Origin of the sequence: Paenibacillus haidiansis (assembly GCF_036553665.1) — a bacterium.
GTDB classification, from domain to species: domain Bacteria; phylum Bacillota; class Bacilli; order Paenibacillales; family Paenibacillaceae; genus Fontibacillus; species Fontibacillus haidiansis.
The window spans coordinates 485,552-501,382 of sequence record NZ_JAZHPZ010000003.1 but is presented as its reverse complement, the minus strand read 5'-3'; the positions used below and the strand labels follow the sequence as shown (position 1 = coordinate 501,382).

Below are 15,831 nucleotides of genomic sequence, written 5' to 3'. Positions count from 1 at the left end.
ATCAATTATGCAACCTTGGGGGAATACCGGGAAGGGAGACACCCTTTTGCCGCTCGGAAGCATCAAATGGAAAAACTCGGGCATTTTCAACAAGACGATGATCTTGATTACGTTTTTGCTGCTGATCTCGTTCATCTTCTCGATCACCGTATTACAATATGTGTATTCGATTTACGATAAACAAATCTATGAGAAATCCTCGCAAGTTCTGAATATGTCCTCCGTCAGCATCGAAAGCTCACTTAGAGAGATGGAGCAGTTGTCCTTCAACGTGGCATCGGACGAACAAATCCAGCAAGCCTTAAGAGATCTCCCCACGGTGGCAACGCCCTACGAAAAGCAGGTTCTGCAAAACCGGATCATCAACCGGCTGGTCGCGTTTGCCGGGTCGGAGAAATACGTTTATTCCATGATTATTTTCGATACCGAAGGGGGCATGATTACGGCCGGGAATCGCGAAGGCTTCTCGCAGCAGTTGCGGGAGGAGATCGTTCCGCTGGCGATGGCCGCCAGCGGTTCGAACGTATGGTATACGCAAGGTGGGAAATCCTCGCTTCTCGCCGTCAGGCAAATTAAATCCTACACCGGCTCGACCTTCACGCTCGACAATCTCGGCACGCTGGCCGTGCGCATCCGGATGGACCGGATAGTGGAGGACAACACGTCGTTTGATTCCGACGACGGTCAATTGATCATTACGGACGGCCAGACGGGCAAAGCGGTTTATCCGACCCTGCCGATCTTATCCGATTCCGAGCTTGCCGCGGAGATCGCCCGTTCCGAGCCCTATCGGACGGCGACTTACGAGAGCGGGGTTTATTTTGTCACCAAAACACAGTCTTCGTATAACGTCTGGACCTACATCAACGCCACCCCGTTTAACAATATGTTTCAACAGATTACCTTCGTCAAACGGCTTGTTGTTGCGATTTTTGCCCTAATTTTGCTTGTGGGTCTGCTGTTGGCCTACCGTTTGGCCGGCAGTATCGTAAGGCCTATACAGAGGCTGACTCAAAGAATGCGCCGGATCGAGAAGGGCGATCTCGATAATTTGGAGGAACAGGCTTTGGGGGTAGTGTCGAACTCCGAGCAAGACGAGGTTAGCCAGCTCAACCGCACCTTCAAGATGATGATCCGCAGAATCCGGGAGCTGATCGATGAAAATTACGCCAAGCAGTTAATGATCAGAGAAACCGAATTAAAGGCGCTGCAAGCGCAAATCAATCCCCACTTTTTGTACAATACGCTGGAATCGATCAACTGGCTGGCCAAAATGAACAAGCAATATCAAATCTCCGAGATGGTGGAGGCGCTCGGATTTTTGCTGCGCAGCTCTATCGGGCTTAAGGAACCGCTGATCACGCTGGCTAAAGAGATGGGCATCGTACACAGCTATGTGACGATTCAGCAAATTAGGTTTGAAGAGCGGCTTGACTTTCATACGGATGTGCCGGAAGAGCTGCTGGACGCCTGTATTCCTAAATTGACCCTCCAGCCGCTGGTGGAAAACGCCATCCGGTACGCGCTGGAACCTAAGATCGAACCATGCACCATCTCGATCTCGGTACTCCGGCAGGAGCAAGCTCTCCATATCCGGGTAAAGGATAACGGCCCGGGGATGTCGCCCGAATTTATTAAGGACTTGAAGGCCGGCAAGATCCAGACCCGCGGAGAAGGGATCGGGCTTGCCAACATCACCGAGCGCATTCAACTTATCTACGGTCCGAACTGGGGAGCCGAGATTGAAAGCGAAGTCGGCGCGGGTACGATCATTCACTTACGAATTCCTTATGTTAAAGGAGAATCCGGATATGTATAAAGTTCTTCTGGTTGACGATGAACGTTTGATCCTGGAAGGGATCTCCCGGGTGGTGGATTGGCATGCCGCCGGTACGGAGCTTGCGGGTACGGCAAAGAACGGAATCGAGGCCATGGACAAGATCGAAGCGTTAAGGCCGGAGATTGTCATCACGGATATCGCCATGCCCGGGCTCGACGGACTTGGTTTGGCGGAGCGGGCCAGCGGGAAATACCCCAATATGAAGTTTGTGATGCTGACCGGGTACAAGGACTTCGATTATGCCCGCACGGCGATGAAATTCGGAGTGAAGCATTATTTACTAAAGCCCTGCAATGAAGGCCAGATACATAAAGCGCTCCTGGAACTGGTCGAGGAATGCCGTTGCGAGGATGAGCGGGAGGAGTTCCTTAACGTGATGAAGGAGCGGTTCACCAAAATGCTGCCCCATGTAAAGGAGCAGTTCCTCAAAGAATGGATATCGAACAAAAACTTCGGAAATCGCGATCTGGAGTACTATCAGGAATTGTTCGGCATGGAGCTCGGGTGCAAGGAGATCCGGCTGCTGCTGCTCCGCCTGGAAGATTCCTATGAATATGAGCATTTGTTCGCTCTGCAAAATATTGCGCGGGATATCGTGAAGGATGTGCTGTTCGCCTCAACGATCGGCGGCGATCTGCTGATCATGGCGGAACATACGGTTTCCGAAAGCATGCTGCTCGCACAAGTGGAGGAAGTCCGATCCGTATTCCGCAAATTTTACAATATCGAAGTGACGGCTGCCGTCAGCGATCCGGGACCGATGCCGGATTCGCGCAGATTATACAGACAAACTTTACAGTGCATGAACCACCGTTTTTATCTCGGCAAGGGGAGTATGATCACACAAGGCGACCTGCCGCAGGAAGAGCCGTCCGAGGCGTTGGAGCTGAATATGAACGAGGAAGAGATTTCGCGGTTGATCAAAGCGGGCGACAAAGAGGCGGTGGAGCAGGAACTCAACCTTTTGTTCGGCAAGTTGTCAGACATGCGCCTGGAAATCGGTGTGACCCGTTCCTATGTGCTTCAGCTTTATTCCGCGATGATCCGGTTATGCCCTCCTGAAGAGCGGGCCGCCTTTACTTCGGGAATGGCTTCGTTGGCGGAAACGACCACCTTGTCCGGCTTGGAAGTCTATGTCAAGGAAGCCGCGGAACGGCTGACGTCTCTCTACGAAAGGCAGCATGTATCCCGCCATTTTTCCGTGGTGAGCAAAATGATCCAAATCATCGAAGACAATTATCACAACGAGGATCTGTCGCTCGGCTATGTCGCCGGGGAAATGCTATATATGAACCCCGATTATCTCGGCAAAATCTTCAAAAAGGTGACCGGAGAAAAGTTCTCCAATTACGTGACCCGGATCCGGATCGAGAAGGCTTCGGAGTACATATTGCGCAGCGGCGACGTCAAAGTATTCGAGCTGGCCGGGATGTTCGGGTTCGGCTGCAACGCCCAATATTTCAGCCAGGTATTCAAGAAAGTGACAGGGCGGACGCCCACGGATTTCATGAAGGTATGAAAGACGGATTTTTAACCGAAAAGGACGGATTTTTGTATTTGAAACCTCCTCCCGGTATGTCAGAATTCATTTATGGAAGCGCTAACATCCAAAATGTATGCTCTTCTGTACATTGAATAATAAGGGGAGATTCAAATGAAGAAGAAACCGGCCTTGCTGGCGGCGGCGCTCCTGCTTGTTACTGTTCTTTCGGGATGCGGCGGGAAAAGCGAAAATACCGGAGCGTCGACCGCTCCGGCGAATACGGGAGGATCGGGGAATTCCAACAAAGAAGTAACCCTGCGGATCGCATGGTGGGGCTCCGATAACCGCCACACCTATACGCAGCAAATTATCGATATGTATGAGGAGCAAAATCCGAACGTAAAAATCGAGGCCGAATACGCTTCATTCGACGATTACTGGAAAAAGCTGGCCCCGCAGGCGGCGGCCAACCGGCTGCCGGACATCATCCAAATGGACATCTCCTATATTAACCAGTACGGCAGCAACGGCCAACTGGAGGATTTGGCGCCCTATTTGAACAACCAGATCCAGGTCGGCGATGTGAACGAGAATGTGCTCAGTACCGGGAATATCGAGGGTAAACAGTATGGGATTCCGATGGGAGTCAACGTCCTGGGACTCAATTATGACCCGGCCCTGCTGAAAAAAGCGGGAGTGGACAGCATTCCGGAGAATTGGACCTGGGATCAGTACAAAGAAATTGCCTTGAAAGCCAGAGATGCCGGTTTGTTCATGGACGGATCGATGACCGCGGACGTGTTTTTTAACTATTATTTGCGGAGCAACGGCTTCTCGCTTTACAACAATGACGGTTCCGCGCTGGGTTATGAGGACGACAATTTGTTCGTCGAGTTCTTCGGCATGCTGTCCGGGCTGATCGAGGAAGGAGCGGTACCGACTCAGGATAAGCTGAGCCAGAATAAAGGCGTAATCGAGGAATCGGATATCGTCAAGGGAACGGGCATAGGAGTTTGGCAGTGGTCCAACCAGTATGTAAGTCTGCAAAAAGCGGTTAACCGTCCGATGGCGCTGGCGCCGATGCCGGGCCCGGGCATGGAGAAAGGGCTGTACATGCAGCCTAGTATGTACTGGTCGATCACTTCCAATTCCGCGGCCAAGGAGGAAGCGGCCAAGTTTATCGATTTCTGGACGAACAGCGAGGAAGCGAATCTGATTATCAAAGGCGAACGCGGTGTGCCGATTTCGAACAAAATCAAGGAAGCGCTTGGCGGGAGCTTAAGCGAGGCCGAAAAGCAGGTGTTTGAGTTTGTGGCCGAAATGGAACCGAAAACCTCGCCGATGAGTCCGCCTGTAGGATCACCTGAAGTAGTCGCCCTGTTGACGGACCTAGCCGAACAATTGAATTTTGGAAAAATTGAACCGGATGCGGCCGCCGCGCAATTCAGAACGGAAGCGAACGCCATCCTTGCCAACCGCTGATCATGAGACGTTATCCGACGTCCATGCCGCTTAAACACATACAGGTGAGGAGTTGGTCGCTTTGAGTCTTGAAAGACCGCTGAATCAGGGCATGCCCGTCATCCGCAAAAAAATGCTGAATAAAAGGCTTAAGCAAAATTTGACCGGATATGCGTTCATAGGTCCGTTTGTCATCGGTTTCCTGTCCTTTACGCTGATCCCGATGATTGTGTCCTTGTATCTTTCGTTTACCAAATACAATTTGTTCGCCTCGCCCACCTGGGTGGGGCTGGACAATTACATCAAAATGTTTACGAACGATCCTAAATATTTGCAATCCTTAAAAGTCACGTTTACTTATGTATTCCTCGGCGTACCGCTCAGGCTGATGTTCGCCCTGTTCGTGGCTATGATCCTTAACACAAGCTCCAGAGCGGTCGGCGCCTATCGGACGATTTATTACCTGCCGTCGATCATCGGCGGCAGTGTGGCCGTGTCGATAATGTGGCGTAACATATTCAGCGACACGGGGATTATCAACGGTTTTCTCGGCCTGTTCGGCATCGGTCCGGTCAGTTGGTTCGGTGATCCGCAAGCCGCCTTGTTCATGCTGATTACGCTGTCCGTCTGGCAGTTCGGCTCATCCATGCTGATTTTCCTTGCGGGGCTGAAAAATATCCCCGGCGAAATGTACGAAGCGGCCAGTGTGGACGGAGCGGGGTTCTTTCGAAAATTTTTCAAAATTACGCTGCCGCTGCTCAGCTCCGTCATTCTGTTCAATCTTGTCATGCAGACGATCAGCGCATTTATGACCTTTGTACCGGCGTATATTATTTCCAAGGGCGAAGGCGGTCCGATGGACGGCACGATGCTATATTCGCTGTATTTGTTCCGCCAGGCGTTCATGTTCAATAACATGGGATACGCTTCGGCCATGGCTTGGGTGATGCTGCTCATCGTCGGCATCATGACGGGTATCTTGTTCAAGACCTCCAGATCGTGGGTTTTCTACGAATCGGAAGGAGGCAAATGACCGATGCGAAATAAATTGAAGTGGCCGGTCTATCATATCCTGATCGGCGGGCTTGCCATCGTCATGCTGTATCCGATTCTGTGGATGATCATGAGCTCGTTCAAGGAAAGCCGGCTTGTGTTCGCGACGGCCCGGCAGCTTATCCCCGACCCTTGGGTATGGGGCAACTACTCGCAAGGCTGGGAAGGCATCGCCGGGTATTCGTTCGGCGTATTTATCAAGAACTCGCTTGTCATTGTCATCATCGCTACCATAGGGGCTGTGCTGTCGAGCTCCCTGGTCGCCTTCGGGTTTGCCCGGAATAAATTCGTCGGCCACGGTCTGTGGTTCGGCATCATGATGATGACGCTGATGCTGCCCGCGGATGTGGTGCTGGTGCCGCAGTACGTAATTTACACGAAGCTCGGATGGCTGGACAGCATTAGGCCGATCGTCGTTCCGCAATTTTTCGGCGTGCCTTTCTTCATTTTCCTGATGCTGCAATTTATCCGCACTATACCGCAAGAGCTTGACGAGGCGGCAACCATCGACGGGTGCGGGAAGTTCCGGCTGTACTACAATATCATACTTCCGCTGATCCGCCCTTCCATGGCGACGGCAGCGATCTTTTCTTTTTACTGGCGATGGGAGGATCTGCTCGGACCGGTGCTGTATTTGAATTCTCCGGCCAAATATACGGTTTCGATGGGGTTGAAAATGTTCCTGGACAGCGAGTCCGTGTCCAACTGGGGACCGATGTTCGCGATGTCCGTCATCAGCCTCGTGCCCGTCATGATCATTTTCTTTATCTTCCAGAAGCAAATTGTCGAAGGGATCAGTACAAGCGGTCTGAAAGGATAGTGACTTAAGGCGAAATCCGGGGCGTTAAATTGAAAGGAGCGAAAATGAATAATGCCGGCTTTTACTTTTGATGAGCAACAGATTAAGGACGTGATCCACCGCGTCGTAGAGCGGACATTCCGGATGGATTTTTCCTGGGATTGGCCCGGAGGGGTCGCCTTTTACGGGGTATGCGAGGCCTATGAAGCCACAGGCAGGGAGGAATATCTGGCAGCGCTCCAAACCTGGGTTGACGAGAATATCGTCGAAGGGCTGCCTAAGCTTTCGGTAAACGGCGTATCCATCGGCCACAGCCTCCTCACCCTGTACCAGGCTACGGGAGAACAGAAATATATGGATATCGCCATTGAAATGGCGCAATTTCTGCAAAATCAGGCGGAGCGCTTCGCGGACGGCATTTTCCAGCATACCGTAAATTCGCTGAGCGATGTTTTTCCCGAGCAAGCTTGGGTGGACACGATGTTTATGGCGGGATATTTTTTGCTGCGCATCGGCTATCTGCTGGGCAACCGGGTATATATCGAGGACGGGCTGCGGCAATATCACGGCCACGAACAATTTTTGCAAAACCAGGAGACGAATCTGTACTATCACGGCTGGGACCATGTAAATCAAAACAACATGTCTGGCGTATTCTGGGCCCGCGGCAACGCTTGGGCCGCCTTGACGATGGCCAAAGCGCTGAAGCTGGTGGAAGTGACCCATCCTTCATTTATGATCATCGAAGGCTCGCTCCGCGACCAGCTCGCGGCGCTGGTCCGCCTCCAGTCGCCGGAAGGGCTATGGCATACCGTGCTGGACGATGCTTCCTCCTATCTTGAGACTTCGGCATCCGCTGGCATCGCCGCGGCCGTATTGATGCAGGGTCGTCTATACGCCAAGTATTCGCAGAAGGCGCTTGAAGGGATATTATCCCGAATTCGCGAAGACGGGACGGTTGCCGACGTATCCGCAGGCACTGCGGTCATGAAGAACGTTGACGGGTACAAGGAAGTTGCCAAGAAGCGGATTCAAGGCTGGGGACAGGGCCTTGCGCTGGCTTATCTTGCCGAGGTGCTTAGGACGAAAAACAATCCGTTCGGATAACGGATGGAAGGAAGGGGGAGGGGAACTGGATGGCACAATTCGAGCAAGCCCGGGGCAAAACGCTCTGGGTTATCCCGGACGGGTATATTCCGCCGGAGAGCAGCGGACAAATGACCAGTCATGAGAGCATCTGTGTATTGAACTTCGGCGATCTCCCGGCGAAGCTTAACATTACAATCTACTTTGAGGACAGAGAGCCGCTTGAGAACATCGTGGAGACCGTGGGCGGGCGCCGGACAAAGCATATCAGAACGGCCGGGTTGAGCAGTGACGGGCAGTCTATTCCGCCCGGCGTTCCTTACGCGATGACGGTGGAGAGCGATCGGGCCGTGATCGTGCAGTACAGCAGGCTAGACAGTACGCAGGCCGAATTGGCGCTGATGAGTGTAATGGCATTTCCGCTGGAGTAGTGTTTTATTAAGATTTTGTCATCAAAATGTAATCGAAACTTCGGCGATCGAAGGTTTTCTTAACCTTTTTGTTTGTTCTTTCATCCGGGTGTCATGGTATGATGGAGTGTAGGAAACTATCCATTAGCCATGTTAATTAAAGGATGAATTGAAGATATGAGCAAACAAATTCTGATTGTGGATGATGACGAAAAGATTGCAAAGCTGATCGAGATTTACTTGCTTAATGAAGGATATGCCGTTCAGCGGGCGGACAACGGTCTGACGGCGCTGGAGCTGATGGACCGGGAAGAGATCGATCTGGTCGTGCTCGATTTGATGATGCCGGGGCTCGACGGCATATCGGTATGCATGAAAATCAGGGAAACCCGCACGACCCCGATTCTGATGCTCAGCGCCAAGGACGGCGATATGGATAAAATAACCGGGCTGATGACCGGGGCCGACGATTATATGGTCAAGCCGTTTAATCCGCTGGAGCTGGTGGCCCGGGTGAAATCGCTGCTGCGGAGATCCTCATATGCCGTGCAGCCTCCGCAGGCGCAGCAGGAGCATATTATCAAATTGGGCTCGCTGTCGATCGACAAGGAGACCCATACGGCGACCGTGGACGGAAGGTCCGTCAAACTTACACCGATCGAGTTCGGTATTTTGTTCCTGTTGGCAAGCCATCCCGGCCGTGTATTCGGATCCGAAGAAATTTTTGAATTGATCTGGAAAGACAAATACTTCGAGGGCAGCAACAATTCCGTGACGGTGCATATCAGCAGGCTGCGGGACAAGCTGGAGAAAGAGATGGACGGTGAGAAGCTGATCCGGACGGTATGGGGGGTCGGCTACAAAATTGAAGGCTAGCTTAAGGGTCCTCGCTTGGCTGTTCTGGACGATTGTCACGTCGCTTGTTTCCTTGCTCCTGCTGGTTTTACTGGCGAGAGCGTTTTATGTCTTTTTTCCGACGCTGACGTTCAATCGGCTTATTCTGTGGATCAACCGCAATATCGGTTTTCCGGAAGCGTATTATTTGGCCGGAGTACCGATCATGGTGCTGTTTGCCCTTTATTTCTACCGCCGGAGCGTGCGCCGTCACGAGCAAAGATACCTCAAGCTGCTGATCGAGGAAGTGCACCGGCTGGAGGAAGGTTCCGTGACGAAAATTCCGGTGGAAAATGTCGGTCAGCTCGGCCAGCTCGCCACGGACATCAACCGGATGGTGGAGCGGCTTAGAACCTCCATGGAGGAAGAACGGCGGGCCGAGCAGACGAAGAACGAGCTGATTACGAACGTTTCGCATGACCTGCGGACGCCGCTCACCTCGATTACCGGGTATTTGGGTCTCATTGATCAGGACCGCTACCGCGATGAGGTCGAGCTCCGCTACTACGTCAATATGGCGTACGAAGAATCCTTGCGCCTGAAGCAGCTGCTCCAGGACTTGTTTGAGTATACGCGGTTGCAGAACAAGGAAATGGAACTGCAGAAGACGAGAATCAATCTGACGGAAATGCTGCACCAGATCTCGGCTCATTTCGGCTGGCAGCTGCAGGAGAACGGAATGGAGTGCCGCCTCTTTATGGGCCAGCAGCCGCTGTACGTCGTCGCCGACGGGGACAAGCTGCGCCGGGTGTACGAAAATTTGATCACGAATGCGATCCGCTACGGCAGCGACGGCAAACTGCTGGATATTCGCGGCCGGATCGACGGGAACGATGTGGTCACCGAAGTGATCAACTACGGGGATCCCATCCCCGAATCGGATTTGCCGCATTTGTTCGACCGCTTCTACCGGGTAGAGAAATCTCGTGCCAAGCAAACCGGCGGCTCGGGTATCGGGCTTGCGATTGCCAAGCATATCGTCGATTTGCATGACGGCGTCATTACGGTGGAAAGCGACGAGTACCGGACCGCGTTCACCGTCAGGCTCGCCCGGGATCCGAATGAAGCGGGGGGCGGTCTGCGAAGGGTATAATTGAAGAGCCGAAGTAACGGCCGGGTTAGGGACGACTCCCTGATCCGGCTATTTTTTGTACCTTCGAAAAACCGGATTAAGAAATCCGCAGAGAAATCTTAAGGAAATCTTAAGAATTTCTTATACGGAACGCAAACTCTAGGCGGGATAATGTTAATCGTAAAGTCAAGAATTGCGGCAAGGCGTTAGGAAGAGGGGTTGGAGTTTGTTTAGAAAAAAATACGTATTCTTTTTGGTACTGCTCGTCCTGATCGTTCTGTTTCATGACAAATTATCGTATGAAAATGTGCAGGCGCAAGGGACGAAGTTGATCGAAGGCGTGGAGCGAAAATGGCGCGACCTGGCGACTCCCGAGCTTTCCGGATTGGAAGGCCGAGCCGTTATGGTGATGGACCGGGAGACGGGAGAGCTTCTATACGGCGACCATGAACGGAAAAAGATGTACCCGGCAAGCACGACGAAAATATTAACCGCCTTGATCCTGCTGGAGAAGAGCGATCCGGACGTCCAGGTGACGGTCGGGGACGAGGTGCTGCAGCGGGCGGCGGACGAGAGCTCGGCCGGGTTGGTCCCTGGAGAAAAGCTGACGGTCAGGGATTTGACGGCTGCGATGCTGCTGCCTTCGGGCAACGATGCGGCCAGAACGGCGGCGGTCTATGTGGCCCTGCTCGAAACGGGAGAGGAGATGGAGCCGGAGCGGGCGATGGACTATTTTGCCGGGATGATGAACGAGAAGGCCGAAGAGCTCGGGGCCACCCGCAGCCATTTCGTCAACCCGCACGGTCTGCACGATCCTGACCATTACACTACCGCGTATGATATGGCGCTGATCGCAAGGGGCGCGCTCGATAACGATATATTCCGCAGCATCGTGGGGCAGACCGAGTACCGGACCGGCACGGCGGCAGGACAGGGAGCGCATGTATTCGAAAACAGAAATAAACTGCTCGGCGGCGAGTGGCAATTTCAGGGCGCGAGCGGCGTAAAAACCGGGTATACGGACGACGCGGGCTACTGCCTTGTCGGCTCCGCCGTCCGGGATAATAGAGAACTAATTACCGTAGTGCTTCATTCCAGCGAGCAGGGGGTCTGGTCGGACACGGTGAAGCTGCTGGACTACGGGTTTGGAGTCTGAGGGGGAACCAGAGATGAACAAGCAATCGATGGATATGATTTATCGTGAATATAAAAATGATGTTTACCGTTATTTGTATTACCTTTGCCGGAATCATCATAATGCCGAGGATCTGATGCAGGAAGCGTTTTGCCGGGCCTTGGGCCGGCTGGACGATCTGGAGGGCAAGAAAGTGAAAGCCTGGCTGCTGCGCGTCGCGCATAATGCTTATATTGACCGATTGCGCAAGGAGAGCCGTTCTTCCTTGTACGAGGATGATTTTTTTCACAATGTACCGACGGAGGAAACCCCGGAAGCCCATGTGCTGTCGGCGGAAAATCGTGCGGAATTGTACGCCATGCTATCGCAGCTTGCGCCCAACCAGCAGCATGCGGTGCTGCTCTACGATATTCACGGCTTTTCGTATCAGGAATCGGCCAATTTGATGGGGATCGGGCTCTCGCATTTCAAAATTTTGCTGTACCGGGCAAGGCAAAAATTGCGCAAAACCTCCGAGACGGCGTAATCCGCAAGAAGGATCGGGGATTCGCGCACGAAGCGGATTCGCGAAAGAAATTTTATTGAGGTAAAGACTTTTTGGGCCGAGAGGCCCTTTTTTGTTGCGCTTATTGGGGAAATACTTCTGTCCTGAGATAATAACTGTATTTCCTCTAGTTAAATTTGGGTTTTTCCCGTACAGAGCGAGATTAACTGGAAAACCTGCTGTTAATTTGCCGAAAATACTAAAATGAGTTTAAGTAAAGGCGAAATAACTGTATGTTTTCCAGCTAAATAGAGCCGAAGCTCATATAATGCAAAATTAACTGCAGGTTATACAGGTAAATCTAAAATCCAAGGAAATGCCCGGGACACTTTGAAGTTTTGGCGGATGTCGTTCATAATAGATGAGGTGGAATATATTCCCCAATAGAAAAATATAAGGAGGAAATAAATTCATGCCTAATACTTTGCAGGATACCGTGAAACTGAATAATGGGGTAGAGATGCCGTGGTTTGGTCTTGGCGTATTCAAAGCCAAGGAAGGCGAAGAGGTCATTCGAGCCGTTAAAGCGGCGATCCGCGCCGGTTACCGCAGCATCGACACCGCCGCCGCATACAACAACGAAGAGGGCGTCGGCCAAGCGGTCCGGGAAGCGATGGAAGAGAACGGCTTGACCCGTGACCAGCTGTTCATTACCTCGAAAGTATGGAATAGCATGCAAGGCTACGACACGACGCTGGAAGCGTTCGAGACAAGCCTCGCGAAGCTGAATCTCGAATACATCGATTTGTTCCTTGTCCACTGGCCGGTAAAAGGAAAATATAAAGATACGTGGCGTGCGTTGGAGAAAGTTTACAAAGAGGGGAAGGTCCGCGCGATCGGCGTGAGCAATTTCCAAATTCATCACTTGGAGGATTTGCTGGGCGAGGCAACCGTCGTTCCGGCGGTAAACCAAGTGGAGCTGCATCCGCAGCTGACGCAGAAGGAACTGCTGAAATTCGCCAAAGGAAAAGGCATTCGCCTTGAAGCCTGGTCCCCGCTCGGTCAGGGCAACCTGTTGACGAACGACACTTTGGTATCCATCGGCAAAAAATACGGAAAAACCGCGGCACAGGTCATTTTGCGCTGGGATCTCCAGGTTGGCGTTATCACGATTCCGAAATCCGTTACCGAATCCCGGATTATTGAAAACGCCGATATTTTCGACTTCGAGCTGAGCGCCGAAGATATCGCCGCCATCGACGGCTTGAACCAAAACAAACGTTTCGGTTCCGATCCGGACAATTTCAATTTCTAATGTCTGATTTGCCTGAATCGAATCATAGTTGATCCCGGATGGAGAGGTTTGAATGAATAAATCGGCAACAGGCAAAACCGCTTCACAGGCTTTTACGGTATACCCGATCCTGTTTGCGATCAGCCTGGTGCACTTGCTGAACGATACGATGCAATCGGCCATACCCGCCCTGTTTCCGGTTTTGCGGGATTCGCTTGCCCTGACTTACGGCCAGATCGGATGGATTTCCTTTGCCATGAACATCACGGCGTCGGTGTTCCAGCCGCTCGTGGGGCTGTATTCGGATATCCGCCCCCGTCCGTACATATTGCCGCTCGGCGTATGCTTTACCCTGGCGGGCGTCGTCATGCTGGCGTACGCGCCCGCATACAGCTTCATTTTGCTGGCCGTGGCCTGCATCGGGCTGGGTTCATCCGTATTTCACCCGGAATCCTCCCGGGTGGCGTACCTGGCGGCCGGCGACCGGCGCGGTCTGGCGCAGTCGATCTTTCAGGTCGGCGGCAATATCGGCACCTCGCTTGGCCCGCTGATGACGGCGCTCATCTTCATCCCGCTCGGCCAGCGCAGCGTGGCCTGGTTCGCTCTGGCGGCGGTGGCGGCCATCCTTATCCAGCTCTTTGTCGCCAGATGGTACGCCTCCCTGAATATCCGCCCGGTCCCGCGCGCCGGTACCGCCAAAAAGGCTGCGGCGGAGAAAAAGTCGCCGCTGGGCAAAAAGCAGGTGGGGCTGGCGATCAGCGTGCTTGTGCTTTTGGTGTTCTCCAAAAACGTGTATTCCATCAGCATTTCCAACTTCTATGCCTTCTTCATGATGGATCACTACGGCGTCGGAAAGAGCGCGGCGCAGTGGTACGTTTTCGCCTTTCTGGCGGCTGCTGCCGTCGGTACCTTCTTCGGCGGGCCGATGGCCGACCGCTACGGGCGCAAGAATATTATCTGGCTGTCGATTCTCGGAGCGGCGCCTTTCTCGCTGCTGCTTCCTTACGCCAACCTGTTCTGGTCCGGCGTACTTGTCGTGCTGGCCGGATTTATCATGTCGTCCTCATTTTCAATTATCGTCGTTTACGCCCAAGAGCTGCTGCCGGGGAAGGTGGGCCTGGTGTCGGGCCTGTTCTTTGGCCTCTCCTTTGGCCTGGGCGGACTCGGCTCCGCGGTGCTCGGCCATTTCGCCGACCAGTGGGGAATCCAGTTCATCATGCAGCTTAGCTCCTACCTGCCGCTGCTCGGTCTGCTGACCGTGCTGCTGCCGAAGGATAAGGCGCTGAAGGCGGCATAGCCGGAGGGAAATGACGGAACGGTGACATAGAAGCAGAGGCAGAACCCGAAGCAGGGGCAATGCTGTCCTGTCCAACGTTTAGCGGTTATATCCTCAAGGATATAGCCGCTTTTTAGGTTGCAATTTGAAGCAGTGAGAACATTTAACGAATCCTATGAACCTTATTTGGTCTATTTGTGCCGATCCCGGAAACTAACGAATCTTAGAATCGTTATTTGGCTATTTTTGAGGGAGAGAGCGGCTGAATCCGGCAAATAAGCTCTCCTGAGTTCCTTAAAACCCGGATACGGGGATTTTGGCCGACATAGCGCTTCTGAGATTCGTTCGCGTTTTCCCACGACAAGTAAACCGTTTAACCAACATAACCTAGTTTATCGTCACATTCAAAATATTCATACTTGTAAAATAGCGTTTTCATATCTATAATGTAACTTAAACGCTTAACCTTTTCCATGGAGATGTTAAACGAAGTAAAAAAAGAAGGTGGAGGAATGAAACGTACGACCATTAAAGACGTGGCGGAAAAAGCCGGGGTTTCCACGGCCGCCGTTTCTTATGTGCTGAATGGGCGGGAAGGAAAAGTGTCGGAAGAGACGCTGGCGAAGATCCATAAGGCCATCGAAGAACTGAACTACATTCCCGATTTTTCGGCGCGCAGCCTGGCGAGCAAACGGTCCAGCCTGATCGGCGTCGTCATCCCGCAGACGGAAAACGACAAGCGCCTGCTGCTCGAAAACCCGTTCTACAGCGATTTGATCTGCGGCATCGAGGCCGAACTGCGGCAGCACGGGTATCATGTGCTGATCTCGGGCGTGGAGAAAGGGCAGAGCTATCTCGATTTAACGATGCAGCGCAACCTCGACGGGGCCGTCATTATGGGAATTTATCAGGAAAGCTTCTACGAGGAGCTGAAGAAGGTCGACATTCCGATCGTACTGATCGACAGCTACATCAACGACGATTCGTTCAAAAAGATCCGCATCGACGATGAGCTCGGCGGCTACCTGGCGACGAAGCATTTAATCGAGCAGGGTCACACCAACATCGGACTCGTTACGGGGATGATCCGCAAGGACGGCGTAGTTGAGAAGCGTTATCTCGGTTACAAAAAAGCGCTTAGCGAAGCCAACCTGTTCTATGATCACGACCTCGTGTTCGAGGGCCAGGTGAGCTATGAATACGGGCTGGAAGCCGGCATCGAGATCGCCGAACGGCATAAGCATTTGACGGCCGTGTTCGCGACCAGCGATATGATGGCCTACGGCGTGATCAACGGGCTACGCCAGGGAGGACTTCAGGTACCGGACGATATTTCGGTCATGGGCTTTGACGATATTTCGTTGTCCGACATTTTCTATCCGAAATTGACGACCGTTCATCAGGACATCAAGGCGCGCGGCCTCGCGGCGGCGAGATATCTCATCGACGTGCTGGACGGCAAGCAGAACCTGGACAGCGGCGTCACTCTGCTGCCGATTTCGATCAAGGAAAGGGACACGGTGCGCCGAATCAAGTGATAAAGG

Annotated in this window: 14 protein-coding genes; all 14 read left to right on the top strand. The window is 52.7% G+C overall.

Annotated features, from left to right (window positions below):
- Window positions 1–97: 97 nt before the first annotated feature.
- The 14 genes from V3851_RS09395 to V3851_RS09330 all read left to right on the top strand — a co-directional run bounded on the left by V3851_RS09395 (window position 98) and on the right by V3851_RS09330 (window position 15,825).
- Window positions 98–1,819: a cache domain-containing sensor histidine kinase gene (locus tag V3851_RS09395; protein ID WP_331846322.1), complete on the top strand. Its 1,722-nt coding sequence runs from the start codon at window positions 98–100 to the stop codon at window positions 1,817–1,819.
- Window positions 1,812–3,359 (top strand): response regulator transcription factor, encoded by a 1,548-nt coding sequence (locus V3851_RS09390; RefSeq protein ID WP_331846264.1) that lies wholly within the window; start codon window positions 1,812–1,814, stop codon window positions 3,357–3,359. The genes V3851_RS09395 and V3851_RS09390 overlap by 8 nt, the downstream gene beginning before the upstream one ends.
- A 135-nt stretch (window positions 3,360–3,494) precedes the next feature.
- Complete coding sequence (locus V3851_RS09385; RefSeq protein WP_331846263.1) at window positions 3,495–4,805, top strand: ABC transporter substrate-binding protein; 1,311 nt, start codon at window positions 3,495–3,497, stop codon at window positions 4,803–4,805.
- 112 nt (window positions 4,806–4,917) lie between these two features.
- The gene (locus tag V3851_RS09380; protein WP_331846321.1) at window positions 4,918–5,817 is read left to right on the top strand and encodes a carbohydrate ABC transporter permease; all 900 of its coding nucleotides are present in this window, start codon (window positions 4,918–4,920) and stop codon (window positions 5,815–5,817) included.
- A gap of 3 nt (window positions 5,818–5,820) precedes the next feature.
- The gene (locus tag V3851_RS09375) at window positions 5,821–6,657 is read left to right on the top strand and encodes a carbohydrate ABC transporter permease (RefSeq protein WP_331846262.1); all 837 of its coding nucleotides are present in this window, start codon (window positions 5,821–5,823) and stop codon (window positions 6,655–6,657) included.
- A gap of 51 nt (window positions 6,658–6,708) precedes the next feature.
- The gene (locus tag V3851_RS09370; RefSeq protein WP_331846261.1) at window positions 6,709–7,743 is read left to right on the top strand and encodes a glycoside hydrolase family 88/105 protein; all 1,035 of its coding nucleotides are present in this window, start codon (window positions 6,709–6,711) and stop codon (window positions 7,741–7,743) included.
- A gap of 29 nt (window positions 7,744–7,772) precedes the next feature.
- On the top strand, window positions 7,773–8,153 hold the full coding sequence (locus V3851_RS09365) for a sensory rhodopsin transducer (protein ID WP_331846260.1): 381 nt from the start codon (window positions 7,773–7,775) through the stop codon (window positions 8,151–8,153).
- Between the two features lie 156 nt (window positions 8,154–8,309).
- A complete protein-coding gene (locus tag V3851_RS09360) occupies window positions 8,310–9,008 on the top strand; it encodes a response regulator transcription factor (RefSeq protein WP_331846259.1) in 699 nt (232 codons plus the stop codon).
- The gene (locus V3851_RS09355) at window positions 8,998–10,119 is read left to right on the top strand and encodes a sensor histidine kinase (RefSeq protein ID WP_331846258.1); all 1,122 of its coding nucleotides are present in this window, start codon (window positions 8,998–9,000) and stop codon (window positions 10,117–10,119) included. Before V3851_RS09360 ends, V3851_RS09355 begins: the two co-directional genes overlap by 11 nt.
- Window positions 10,120–10,324: 205 nt before the next feature.
- Entirely contained in the window at window positions 10,325–11,254 is a 930-nt protein-coding gene (locus V3851_RS09350) for a D-alanyl-D-alanine carboxypeptidase family protein (RefSeq protein ID WP_331846257.1), read from the top strand.
- 13 nt (window positions 11,255–11,267) lie between these two features.
- Entirely contained in the window at window positions 11,268–11,759 is a 492-nt protein-coding gene (locus V3851_RS09345) for an RNA polymerase sigma factor (protein WP_331846256.1), read from the top strand.
- Window positions 11,760–12,189: 430 nt separating this feature from the next.
- Complete coding sequence (locus tag V3851_RS09340; protein ID WP_331846255.1) at window positions 12,190–13,032, top strand: aldo/keto reductase; 843 nt, start codon at window positions 12,190–12,192, stop codon at window positions 13,030–13,032.
- A gap of 52 nt (window positions 13,033–13,084) precedes the next feature.
- Complete coding sequence (locus V3851_RS09335; RefSeq protein ID WP_331846254.1) at window positions 13,085–14,308, top strand: MFS transporter; 1,224 nt, start codon at window positions 13,085–13,087, stop codon at window positions 14,306–14,308.
- Between the two features lie 491 nt (window positions 14,309–14,799).
- Window positions 14,800–15,825 (top strand): LacI family DNA-binding transcriptional regulator, encoded by a 1,026-nt coding sequence (locus V3851_RS09330; RefSeq protein WP_331846253.1) that lies wholly within the window; start codon window positions 14,800–14,802, stop codon window positions 15,823–15,825.
- Window positions 15,826–15,831: the final 6 nt, after the last annotated feature.

Bases quoted from the DNA above. Each gene is read 5' to 3' on its own strand.
- V3851_RS09395 (WP_331846322.1), top strand. From the start codon at position 98: ATGATCTTGATTACGTTTTTGCTGCTGATCTCGTTCATCTTCTCGATC.
- V3851_RS09390 (WP_331846264.1), top strand. From the start codon at position 1,812: ATGTATAAAGTTCTTCTGGTTGACGATGAACGTTTGATCCTGGAAGGG.
- V3851_RS09385 (WP_331846263.1), top strand. From the start codon at position 3,495: ATGAAGAAGAAACCGGCCTTGCTGGCGGCGGCGCTCCTGCTTGTTACT.
- V3851_RS09380 (WP_331846321.1), top strand. From the start codon at position 4,918: ATGCTGAATAAAAGGCTTAAGCAAAATTTGACCGGATATGCGTTCATA.
- V3851_RS09375 (WP_331846262.1), top strand. From the start codon at position 5,821: ATGCGAAATAAATTGAAGTGGCCGGTCTATCATATCCTGATCGGCGGG.
- V3851_RS09370 (WP_331846261.1), top strand. From the start codon at position 6,709: ATGCCGGCTTTTACTTTTGATGAGCAACAGATTAAGGACGTGATCCAC.
- V3851_RS09365 (WP_331846260.1), top strand. From the start codon at position 7,773: ATGGCACAATTCGAGCAAGCCCGGGGCAAAACGCTCTGGGTTATCCCG.
- V3851_RS09360 (WP_331846259.1), top strand. From the start codon at position 8,310: ATGAGCAAACAAATTCTGATTGTGGATGATGACGAAAAGATTGCAAAG.
- V3851_RS09345 (WP_331846256.1), top strand. From the start codon at position 11,268: ATGAACAAGCAATCGATGGATATGATTTATCGTGAATATAAAAATGAT.
- V3851_RS09340 (WP_331846255.1), top strand. From the start codon at position 12,190: ATGCCTAATACTTTGCAGGATACCGTGAAACTGAATAATGGGGTAGAG.
- V3851_RS09335 (WP_331846254.1), top strand. From the start codon at position 13,085: ATGAATAAATCGGCAACAGGCAAAACCGCTTCACAGGCTTTTACGGTA.
- V3851_RS09330 (WP_331846253.1), top strand. From the start codon at position 14,800: ATGAAACGTACGACCATTAAAGACGTGGCGGAAAAAGCCGGGGTTTCC.